General features: G+C 69.2%; 12 protein-coding genes. 10 read left to right on the forward strand and 2 right to left on the reverse strand.

Features of this window, described 5'->3' with window-relative positions; all coding sequences use genetic code 11:
• The first annotated feature begins 58 nt into the window (after window positions 1-58).
• The 7 genes from rsmD to mutM all read left to right on the forward strand — a co-directional run bounded on the left by rsmD (window position 59) and on the right by mutM (window position 5,140).
• Window positions 59-643 (forward strand): 16S rRNA (guanine(966)-N(2))-methyltransferase RsmD, encoded by a 585-nt coding sequence (rsmD, locus tag AOK08_RS27870; protein ID WP_055531109.1) that lies wholly within the window; start codon window positions 59-61, stop codon window positions 641-643.
• A gap of 26 nt (window positions 644-669) precedes the next feature.
• On the forward strand, window positions 670-1,149 hold the full coding sequence (gene coaD / locus AOK08_RS27875; RefSeq protein WP_063794139.1) for a pantetheine-phosphate adenylyltransferase: 480 nt from the start codon (window positions 670-672) through the stop codon (window positions 1,147-1,149).
• 135 nt (window positions 1,150-1,284) lie between these two features.
• Window positions 1,285-2,349 (forward strand): ATP synthase F0 subunit B, encoded by a 1,065-nt coding sequence (locus AOK08_RS27880; protein ID WP_055531113.1) that lies wholly within the window; start codon window positions 1,285-1,287, stop codon window positions 2,347-2,349.
• 129 nt (window positions 2,350-2,478) lie between these two features.
• On the forward strand, window positions 2,479-3,129 hold the full coding sequence (locus AOK08_RS27885) for a YceD family protein (RefSeq protein ID WP_055531115.1): 651 nt from the start codon (window positions 2,479-2,481) through the stop codon (window positions 3,127-3,129).
• A gap of 2 nt (window positions 3,130-3,131) precedes the next feature.
• Window positions 3,132-3,305, forward strand: a complete 174-nt coding sequence (gene rpmF, locus AOK08_RS27890; RefSeq protein ID WP_007493396.1) for a 50S ribosomal protein L32 — start codon at window positions 3,132-3,134, stop codon at window positions 3,303-3,305.
• A gap of 19 nt (window positions 3,306-3,324) precedes the next feature.
• Complete coding sequence (gene rnc / locus AOK08_RS27895; RefSeq protein ID WP_055531117.1) at window positions 3,325-4,149, forward strand: ribonuclease III; 825 nt, start codon at window positions 3,325-3,327, stop codon at window positions 4,147-4,149.
• Between the two features lie 130 nt (window positions 4,150-4,279).
• Window positions 4,280-5,140, forward strand: a complete 861-nt coding sequence (gene mutM / locus AOK08_RS27900) for a bifunctional DNA-formamidopyrimidine glycosylase/DNA-(apurinic or apyrimidinic site) lyase (RefSeq protein ID WP_055531119.1) — start codon at window positions 4,280-4,282, stop codon at window positions 5,138-5,140.
• Window positions 5,141-5,153: 13 nt separating this feature from the next.
• On the opposite strand, the gene AOK08_RS27905 is transcribed toward mutM, so the two are convergent.
• Both AOK08_RS27905 and AOK08_RS27910 read right to left on the reverse strand, forming a co-directional pair.
• Window positions 5,154-5,549: a winged helix-turn-helix transcriptional regulator gene (locus AOK08_RS27905; RefSeq protein WP_055531121.1), complete on the reverse strand. Its 396-nt coding sequence runs from the start codon at window positions 5,547-5,549 to the stop codon at window positions 5,154-5,156.
• A 99-nt stretch (window positions 5,550-5,648) separates the two neighbouring features.
• Complete coding sequence (locus tag AOK08_RS27910) at window positions 5,649-6,836, reverse strand: CAP domain-containing protein (protein ID WP_055531122.1); 1,188 nt, start codon at window positions 6,834-6,836, stop codon at window positions 5,649-5,651.
• 142 nt (window positions 6,837-6,978) lie between these two features.
• On the opposite strand from AOK08_RS27910, the gene AOK08_RS27915 reads away from it, so the two are divergent.
• From AOK08_RS27915 to AOK08_RS27925, 3 genes are all read left to right on the forward strand, one after another.
• The gene (locus tag AOK08_RS27915; RefSeq protein ID WP_055531124.1) at window positions 6,979-7,260 is read left to right on the forward strand and encodes an acylphosphatase; all 282 of its coding nucleotides are present in this window, start codon (window positions 6,979-6,981) and stop codon (window positions 7,258-7,260) included.
• A gap of 389 nt (window positions 7,261-7,649) precedes the next feature.
• A complete protein-coding gene (locus AOK08_RS27920) occupies window positions 7,650-7,853 on the forward strand; it encodes a hypothetical protein (RefSeq protein WP_055531126.1) in 204 nt (67 codons plus the stop codon).
• 318 nt (window positions 7,854-8,171) lie between these two features.
• Window positions 8,172-9,869: chromosome segregation SMC family protein (locus AOK08_RS27925; protein ID WP_157876827.1), on the forward strand; the 1,698-nt coding region annotated here is incomplete at its 3' end.

The raw sequence follows: 9,869 nt of genomic DNA on the forward strand, positions 1-9,869 counted from the left end.
ACCCCCTCCTGCGAGACTGGACCCACAACCACCCCACGGCCACGGACAAGGACCCCAGATGACCCGCGTGATCGCCGGCACAGCCGGCGGACGACGCCTAGCCGTCCCGCCGGGAACCGGCACGCGCCCCACCTCCGACCGCGCCCGCGAAGGCCTCTTCTCCACCTGGCAGGCCCTCCTCGGCGGCCCCCTGGACGGCGAACGCGTCCTCGACCTGTACGCCGGATCGGGCGCCGTCGGCCTGGAGGCGCTCAGCCGCGGCGCCGGGCACACCCTGCTCGTGGAGGCCGACGCCCGCGCCGCCCGCATCGTCCGCGAGAACGTGAAGGCGCTCGGGCTGCCCGGCGCCGAGGTGAGGGCCGGCAAGGCGGAACAGGTTGTTCAGACGGCGTCCACCCAGCCGTACGACATCGTCTTCCTCGACCCGCCCTACGCCGTCCCGGACGACGATCTTCGGGAGATCCTGCTCACACTCCGGGCCGGGGGCTGGCTCGCGGCCGAAGCCCTCGTCACCGTGGAGCGCAGCACCAGAGGCGGCGAATTCCCTTGGCCGGACGGCTTCGAAGCGCTCCGGTCCCGTCGCTACGGCGAGGGAACGTTTTGGTACGGTCGCGCCGCCTCTACGTGCGAAGACGCACGATGACCGGACCGGAGAGCGAGGGATCACCAGTGCGCCGCGCCGTCTGTCCCGGGTCGTTCGACCCGATCACCAACGGACACCTCGACATCATTTCCCGCGCCTCTCGTCTGTACGACGAGGTCTATGTCGCGGTCATGATCAACAAATCCAAGAAGGGCCTCTTCGAGGTCGACGAACGGATCGACCTGATCCGCCAGGTCACCGCCGAGTTCGGAAACGTCCGCGTCGAGTCCTTCCACGGACTCCTCGTCGACTTCTGCAAGCAGCGCGACATCCCGGCCATCGTCAAGGGCCTGCGCGCCGTCAGCGACTTCGACTACGAACTCCAGATGGCCCAGATGAACAACGGGCTGTCCGGCGTCGAGACGCTCTTCGTGCCGACCAACCCCACCTACAGTTTCCTCTCCTCCTCGCTGGTCAAGGAGGTCGCCGCCTGGGGCGGGGACGTCTCCCACCTCGTGCCGCCGCTGGTCCTGGAAGCCCTCGACGAGCGCTTCAAGAAGGACTGACGCGGGACCGACGAGTGACCGGCGCGGGACCGGCGAGGGACTGACAAACCGTCACTCGGTGTCGGGCGGGCCGACAGGAGTCGTACAGTCGACCCGTCCGTCTTCATCACAGCTGTAGAGAGTGGCGAGCACACGGTGGACGTGCAGAAGAAGCTCGACGAGATCGTCTCCGCGGTCTCCAGTGCCCGGTCGATGCCCATGTCGGCCTCGTGCGTGGTCAACCGCGCCGACCTGCTCGCGATGCTGGAAGAGGTGCGCGCGGCTCTGCCCGGCTCCCTCGCGCAGGCGCAGGAGCTGATCGGCGACCGGGAACAGCTCGTCGAGCAGGCCCGTCAGGAGGCCGACCGGATCATCCGGACCGCGCACGACGAACGCGGCTCCCTGATCTCCGACACGGAGGTCGCCCGCCGCTCCCAGAGCGAGGCAGACCGCATCCTCGCCGAGGCCCGCAAGGAGGCCGAGGACGTCCGCGCCGAGGCCGACGACTACGTCGACTCCAAGCTCGCCAACTTCGAGGTCGTCCTTACCAAGACCCTCGGCTCGGTCGGCCGGGGCCGCGAGAAGCTCCTCGGCACCGGCCCCGGTCTCGACGACCAGGGGTACGAGGACGAGGACGCCCCCGAGCGCAGCCACGACCCCGAGACCCTGCGCGTCAACGCCGACAAATACGTCGACGTGAAGCTCGGCGCCTTCGAGGCCGTCCTCGCCAAGACCCTGGAGGCGGTCGGCCGCGGCCGGCAGACCCTGCACGGCCGCATCGCCACCGACGACCTCGGCGCCCTCGGCCAGGACGACGACGGCACCCCCAGGCAGCACACCAGCGACGCCGACTACCTGGCCGACCTCGCCGCCTCCCCGGACTCCCTCGGCGAACAGCCCAGGGCGGCGGAGATCCCGGCCCAGCAGCAGTACGGCCAGCAGGACCAGTACGGCTACCAGCAGCCCGCCGACCCGTACGGCGGCGGCTACCAGCAGGCGTACGCGCAGCAGGACCCGTACGGCTACCAGCAGTCGGCCGACCCGTATGCCTACCAGGGCTACGACGGCCAGCAGGCCGCCTACGACCCCGCCCAGGCCCAGCAGGGCTACGCCCAGCCGGAGCAGCAGACGCACGCCCTCGACGAGATCAGTCTCTTCGACACCACCATGATCAGCGCCGAGCAGTTGCGCGCCTACGAACAGGGGCGCGGCGGGCAGTGAAGGCCCGTAAGGGGGCCGGATTGGGCCGTGGGCGGAAGGTCCAGTATCCTGGCTCTTCGGTCGCGTGTACCTCTGCGATCACCGCTGCCCGGACGACGAGCAGCTGAGCATCGAAGATCGAAAGTTGGAATGGCTCTGAACGCCCGCCTCGACCACCGCAACCCTCTCGTGTTCGACACGCACGAACTGGGCCGGCGTCCTGGCGCGCTGCAGCGCCTGACCCGCGAGATCGACGCTCCCAAGGACTTTGGTCTCCTGGGAGTCATCGGAGTGCCGGAAGGCGCGCCGGTGGAGCTCAAACTCCGCCTGGAGTCGGTCATGGAAGGTGTGCTTGTCACAGGCACCGCCCGTGCACGGGCCAAGGGGGAGTGCGTAAGGTGTCTGGAGCCGCTCGAGCAGGAGCTCACGGCGGACTTCCAGGAGATGTTCTCGTACCCTGACGCCGACGACCGGGGCCGCGTAAAGGCGGAGCCGGCCGACGACGCCGAGGACGACGAGGACGAACTCTTCATCGAGGACGGCTTGTTCGACCTCGAACCCGTGCTGCGTGATGCGGTGGTGCTCGCACTGCCGATGCAGCCGGTGTGCCAGGACGACTGTCCCGGCCTGTGCTCCGAGTGTGGGGCGCGGCTGGCGGACGACCCGGAACACCACCATGACGCCGTCGACATCCGATGGGCGGCATTGCAGGGACTCGCAGGTTCACTCGAACCCGGCGAGAAGGACGAGATCAGCGACGCCGAAGCGGAAGCGGGCGTCGACGAGAAGCAGGAGAAGTAGCCGTGGCTGTTCCGAAGCGGAAGATGTCGCGCAGCAACACGCGCCACCGCCGGTCGCAGTGGAAGGCTGCGGTCCCCACCCTGGTTGCGTGCGAGCGCTGCCACGAGCCCAAGCTGCAGCACATCGCGTGCCCGTCTTGCGGCACTTACAACAAGCGCCAGGTCCTCGAGGTCTGAGCGGCCGGTGAGAGGCTCCATGTCTGACGCCAAGAATCAGGTTCTCCGCGCAAGCGGAAGTGGCCCGGCGGACACGGCCTCGTCCCACACGCTTCTGGAAGGGCGGCTCGGCTACCAGCTTGAGTCCGCCCTTCTGGTGCGTGCGCTGACCCATCGTTCGTACGCGTACGAGAACGGCGGTCTGCCCACCAACGAGCGGCTGGAGTTCCTCGGGGACTCCGTGCTCGGCCTGGTGGTCACGGACACGCTGTACCGCACCCACCCCGACCTCCCAGAAGGCCAGTTGGCCAAGCTGCGGGCCGCGGTGGTCAATTCTCGTGCGCTCGCGGAGGTGGGCCGTGGGCTCGAACTCGGCTCCTTCATCCGGCTCGGCCGCGGTGAAGAGGGCACGGGCGGGCGGGACAAGGCGTCCATCCTCGCCGACACCCTTGAAGCGGTGATCGGCGCTGTCTATCTCGACCAGGGTCTCGACGCGGCGGGCGAACTCGTCCACCGTCTCTTCGACCCGCTGATCGAGAAGTCCTCGAACCTCGGTGCCGGCCTGGACTGGAAGACCAGCCTCCAGGAGCTCACCGCGACCGAAGGACTCGGGGTCCCCGAGTACCTGGTCACGGAGACCGGTCCGGACCACGAGAAGACCTTCACTGCTGCCGCCCGCGTCGGAGGCGTCTCGTACGGCGCCGGCACCGGCCGCAGCAAGAAGGAGGCGGAGCAGCAGGCCGCGGAGTCGGCCTGGCGTTCCATCCGTGCTGATGCGGATGAACGTGCGAAGGTCGCTGCCGCTGAGGCTGCGGCGGTGCCTGTTGAGGTTGACGCCGAGGTGTCTTCCCCAGCATCTGCCTGAGGCTGTGTTTGCGTGCACCAGTGCTTGTCCCTGACGGGGCGGGCACTGGTGTTTTTCGGTTGTTCTTTGGCCGCGGGTCCGTTGTGGCTGGTCGCGCAGTTCCCCGCGCCCCTCAAGACGGGGATGTCCTGTGCCCGAGTTGCCTGAAGTTGAGGTCGTGCGACGGGGGTTGGCTCGGTGGGTTGCTGAGCGCACCGTCGCCGATGTCGAGGTGTTGCATCCGCGGGCCGTGCGGCGGCATGTCGCCGGGGCCGATGACTTCGCGCACAGGCTCAAGGGGCATCGCATCGGTACGCCCAGTCGGCGCGGGAAGTATCTGTGGCTGCCGCTGGCGGACACCGGGCAGTCGGTGCTGGCGCATCTCGGGATGAGTGGTCAGCTGCTGGTGCAGCCGCATGAGGCTCCCGACGAGAAGCATCTGCGGATTCGTGTCCGTTTCGCCGACGAGCTGGACACCGAGCTGCGCTTCGTCGACCAACGCACCTTCGGTGGCCTGTCGTTGCACGACAACACCCCCGACGGGCTGCCCGACGTCATCGCCCACATCGCGCGCGACCCCCTCGACCCGCTGTTCGACGACGAGGCCTTCCACCAGGCGCTGCGCCGGAAGCGCACGACCATCAAACGGGCCCTGCTCGACCAGTCGTTGATCAGCGGCGTGGGCAACATCTACGCGGACGAGGCCCTTTGGCGCTCCCGCCTCCACTACGAACGTCCGACCTCGGGCTTCACCCGCCCGCGCACGGCCGAACTCCTGGGCCATGTACGGGATGTGATGAACGCGGCGCTTGCCGTGGGCGGCACGAGTTTCGACAGTCTGTATGTCAACGTCAATGGCGAATCGGGGTACTTCGACCGCTCGCTCGACGCCTACGGACGCGAGGGTCTGCCCTGCAAGCGCTGTGGCACGCCGATGCTCCGTCGCCCCTGGATGAACCGGTCCAGCTACTTCTGCCCGAAGTGCCAGCGGGCGCCCCGCGTTTCGCCCTAGCCGGGCCGGGGTGCTACTGGCGAGCGGCGCGGGTCGCGTCGTACTTCTCGCGTGCCGCCAGTACGGAGTCCATACGGTCCTCCACGAAGTGGATGAGCGACAGCAGGCGTTCGGCGACCTCGTGGCCCAGGGGGGTCAGTTCGTAGTCGACCCTCGGCGGGTTCGTCGGCTGGGCCTCGCGGTGGACCAGACCGTCGCGCTCCAGGGCCTGAAGGGTCTGCGAGAGCATCTTCTCGCTCACGCCGTCGACACGGCGGCGCAGCTCGTTGAAGCGGAGCGAGCCCTCCTGGAGGGCGCCGAGTGTGAGCGCGCCCCAGCGGCCCGTGACGTGCTCCAGCGTGCCGCGCGACGGACAGGCCTTGGCGAACACGTCGTAGGGGAGGTGCTGCTCCTCCGTGGCGTTCATCATGACCCCCAGCGTACGTGAGCGCAGCGCTTGCCTGAAGATTGCGCTAACTGGTGGTTAGCGCAATCTCGGGTCGGATCGGGCGATAGTGACCGTGACTGGTCAGTAACCGAAGTCCTGTGTCCACCAGGGGCCGCCCGGGCCGAAGTGGACACCCACTCCCAGCGTCTTGAAGTCGCAGTTCAGGATGTTCGCCTTGTGGCCGGGGCTGTTCATCCAGGCCGCCATCACCGAGGCCGCGTCGGCCTGGCCACGGGCGATGTTCTCGCCGCCGAGGCCGGTGATGCCGGCCTTGTCCGCCCGGTCCCAGGGCGAGAGGCCGGAGGGGTCGGTGTGGTCGAAGAAGTTCCGGGCGGCCATGTCCTCGCTGAACGACTCCGCCAGCTCGCGCAGCGCGCTGTTCGCGGAGACCGCGCTGCAGCCCACCTTCGCCCGCTCCTCGTTGACGAGCTGGAGCACCTCCGCCTCGGCGGCGGCCTGCGCCGACACCGTGATGGGGGCCTCGGGCTGCTTCCTCGCCTTCTCCTTCGACCGCGTCGGGGCAGGCGTGGGCGTGGGCGTCGGAGTCGTCTTCGGTGCCTCGCTGGGCGTGGCCGTCGGCTTCCTCGGCGGGGTCTTGGTCGCCGGGGTCTTGGTCGCCGGGGCGGCCGAAGGGGACGGATGCGTGGGGGCCGGGCGAACGGGTGCCGTGCCGCGGTGGGCGTCACGGCTCGTCGACCTGCCGCTGCCGTTGCCGCCGCCGCGGTCCTCGTCGGCGGTGCCGGACGTGCCGCCCTGCTGGGTCTCGGCGTTCGTCGGGGAGGCGGCGGCCCGCACCTTGCCGGTGTCGCTGCCGCCGATCGTGTACTTGTCACCGCCGGGCAGTACACCCGTGGCGACCGCGACGGTACCCAGGGCGACCGCGGCGGAGACGCCCAGCAGGCCCGTGCGGACCGGCATCGACGACCGCTTCTTGCGGCGACGCGTGCCGCCGTCGCGGGGGCCACCGAAGGTGCCGTCGGCGTTCGCCGACGTGCGGGCGCCCGTGTCGGCCGGGGCGAAGAGGTAGGCGTCGCTTGTCGTGTAGGCGTCGGAGTGCGCCTCGGGGTTCAGATACGGGGCGATGCCCACGGTGGAGGACGCGTCCTCCCACAGCGTGGTGTAGGCGGTGTGCGGGATGTGCGGGACAGCGGAGTCGTCCGGCCCATGGCCGGATCCATAACCGTCCGTGTCCGAATCGTATGGTTCCGTGACCCCCGTGGCGCGACCTGTGGTGGCGCTTCCGGCGGCGGTGCGTCGGTGGCGTCCCATGTGTGGGCCTTCCTCGTCCTTGCGGTCAGGATTACTCACTCGAATGAGTGAGTTTCATATGAGATTGGTTGGGTGGGGACGGTACCCCATGGCGCAAGTGGACGAAGTGTTCAGAGAGACATTGGCCCGTTAGCGTGCATCCATGAACGAGGATGTACGACTGGTCGCCTGGGTCCGCGGACGCGTCCAGGGCGTGGGTTTCCGCTGGTTCACGCGGGCCAGGGCCCTGGAGATCGGCGGCCTGAGTGGTTTTGCTCTCAATTTGGACGACGGACGTGTGCAAGTGGTCGCGGAAGGCGCGCGCCAGGACTGCGAAGGACTGCTCGACTGGCTGCGCGGTGACGACACGCCCGGCCGCGTGGACGGCGTCACCGAGATCTGGGACACACCACGCCGGATCTACGACGGCTTCGCCATCCGCTGAGGCGGCTCCGCGGGCGGCCCCGACGGTGGCCCGTGGACATGCCACGCGCACCTGTCCACAATGGAAACAAGCAGGTGGTTGCCAAGAAGCGCAGGTCGTGGCAGGCTCCGCTGAAAATGCTTGTCGCCACGCCCTCGGCCCCCGCCGGAGTCGCCGCGCCGCCCCCTCGGGGCCGCCGGCCCCGCGCCGCCCGCCAATACAGGGCGTGATCGTGTTGACCGTCAAACTTTTTGGTGAGACGCTGAAAGCCCCGCGCACCTTAGCTGTTTGGCATGTATGAACGGCAGTAAAAAGTCAGCAACAGCTCCACAGTGCCAAGCATCGCTGGTGCGATTCCCTCACGACCCACACCGCTTCGGTCGGTCACTCAGTGTGGAGGACCATCCATCATGGCAAAGGCGCTTCTCGGTTACGTCGGCGGCTCTGACCCGCGACTCCTCGCCGAGATGCGACGGCTCCAGCAGCGCGTACAGGACCTGGAATCCGAACTCGGACGCATCCAGGCGGAGAACGACGAGCTGACGGCTGCCGCTTCTCACGATTCGCTTCTCACGAGCATCGACGCACGCCAGGCGGAGCCCGCGCTCACCTGATCACTGCATCGATAACGCATTGCGTCAGCACTGCGCATCGCACCAGGCACCCAGCGGTCGAGCTGCCCGTATCAACCGCTGAGCTGTCAGAGTTGGGCCAGAGTAATGCAAGGGACGCTTCGGCGTCCCTTCTTTATTTCCCCGCGCTGCCCGTCTGTTCCCCCAAGGTCCAGAGTGGTCGCTCCCCGTCGTGTCCACGTGTGTACGTGTCCACTCTCTTCAACGTCTGATGTGCCCTGCACGTTCATCGGCGAAACCGCCGGGGGGTATCCAGGGGTTCATCATGTGACATACCGGCGGAAGGTAGAGTCCAGCGGCGTGCACCTCAAGGCCCTGACCCTCCGAGGGTTCAAGTCGTTCGCCTCGGCGACCACGCTCCGGTTCGAACCGGGCATCACGTGTGTCGTGGGGCCCAACGGCTCGGGAAAGTCCAACGTCGTGGACGCCCTGAGCTGGGTCATGGGTGAACAGGGCGCCAAGTCGCTGCGCGGCGGCAAGATGGAGGACGTCATCTTCGCCGGCACCACCGGGCGCCCGCCGCTGGGCCGCGCCGAGGTGTCGCTGACCATCGACAACTCCGACGGCGCGCTGCCCATCGAGTACGCCGAGGTCACCATCACGCGGATCATGTTCCGCAACGGCGGCAGCGAGTATCAGATCAACGGCGACACCTGCCGGCTGCTGGACATCCAGGAACTGCTGTCCGACTCCGGCATCGGCCGCGAGATGCACGTCATCGTCGGCCAGGGCCAGCTCGACTCCGTTCTGCACGCCGATCCCATGGGCCGCCGCGCCTTCATCGAGGAGGCGGCGGGCGTACTGAAGCACCGCAAGCGCAAGGAGAAGGCGCTGCGCAAGCTGGACGCGATGCAGGCGAACCTGGCCCGCGTCCAGGACCTCACCGACGAACTTCGGCGCCAGCTCAAGCCGCTGGGGCGGCAGGCGGCGGTCGCCCGCCGGGCCGCGGTCATCCAGGCCGACCTGCGCGACGCCCGGCTCCGGCTTCTCGCCGACGATCTCGTACGGCTGCGCGGAGCGCTCCGGGCGGAGGTCGCGGACGAGGCCGCGCTCAAGGCGCGCAAGGACGCGACGGAGGCCGAGCTGAAGAAGGCCTTCCAGCGCGAGGCGCTGCTGGAGGACGAGGTACGACGGCTCACCCCACGCCTCCAGCGCGCCCAGCAGACCTGGTACGAGCTCTCGCAGCTCGCCGAACGCGTACGCGGCACCGTTTCGCTGGCCGACGCGCGCGTGAAGAGCGCCGGCTCCGCCCCCGACGAGGAACGGCGCGGACGCGATCCCGAGGACATGGAACGCGAGGCCGCGCGCATCCGTGAACAGGAGGCCGAGCTGGAAGCGGCCCTTGAGGCCGCCGAACGCGCGCTGGAGGACACGGTCGAGCACCGGGCGGAACTGGAGCGCGAGCTCGTCGTCGAGGAGCGGCGCCTGAAGGACGTGGCCCGCGCGATCGCCGACCGCCGCGAGGGCCTGGCCCGGCTGAACGGCCAGGTCAACGCGGCCCGCTCACGGGCGGCCAGTGCCCAGGCCGAGATCGACCGGCTCGCCGCCGCCCGGGACGAGGCGCGGGAACGGGCGGTCGCGGCCCAGGAGGAGTACGAGGCCCTCCAGGCCGAGGTCGACGGCCTCGACGCGGGCGACGCGGACCTCGCGGAACGCCACGACACGGCGAAGGCGGCCCTGGCCGACGCGGAGGCGGCCCTCTCCGCCGCCCGCGAGGCGGCCACGGCGGCGGAACGCCGGCGCGCCGCCACCCAGGCCCGCCACGAGGCCCTGTCACTCGGCCTGCGTCGCAAGGACGGCTCGGGCGCCCTGCTGGCCGCACGGGACCACCTCACCGGTCTGCTCGGCCCGGCGGCGGAACTGCTGACGGTCACCCCGGGCCACGAGGTCGCGGTGGCCGCCGCTTTCGGCGCGGCGGCGAACGCGATCGCGGTGACCACCCCGGCGTCGGCGGCGGCAGCCATCCGCCTGCTGCGCAAGCAGGACGGGGGACGGGCT

The organism is Streptomyces graminilatus, assembly GCF_001418565.1.
In the GTDB taxonomy this organism is placed as follows: domain Bacteria; phylum Actinomycetota; class Actinomycetes; order Streptomycetales; family Streptomycetaceae; genus Streptomyces; species Streptomyces graminilatus.